The 388-nt window shown below is 78.1% G+C and carries 1 protein-coding gene; it reads left to right on the top strand.

Translation table 11 applies throughout. The features are described from left to right. The coding region (locus FHN55_RS22165) for a protein adenylyltransferase SelO family protein (RefSeq protein ID WP_180358021.1) at positions 1-388 on the top strand (388 nt) is incomplete at both ends.

The following is a 388-nucleotide window of genomic DNA, read 5'->3' as shown; positions in this document are numbered from 1 at the left end:
CTGCTCGTCCTCGACGAGGCCCTCGCCGCGGAGCTCGGCCTCGACCCGGCGTGGCTGCGCTCCCCCGAGGGCGTGCGGTTCCTCACCGGCGAGCACGTCCCCGACGGGGCGCAGCCGGTGGCGCAGGTCTACGCCGGCCACCAGTTCGGCGGGTACTCCCCCCGCCTGGGCGACGGCCGCGCGCTGCTCCTCGGCGAGCTGACCACCCGCGGCGGTGAGGTCCGCGACCTGCACCTCAAGGGCTCCGGGCGCACCCCCCTCTCCCGCGGCGGAGACGGGCTGGCCGCCGTCGGGCCGATGCTGCGCGAGCACGTCATCAGCTCGGCGATGCACGCCCTCGGCGTGCCGACCACGCGGGCGCTCGCCGTCGTCGCCACCGGCCGCGACG

The organism is Streptomyces sp. NP160, assembly GCF_006335115.1.
GTDB lineage: Bacteria > Actinomycetota > Actinomycetes > Actinomycetales > Quadrisphaeraceae > Quadrisphaera.
Note: the sequence above shows the minus strand (reverse complement) of the source record. Positions and strands in the feature narration are given on the sequence as shown.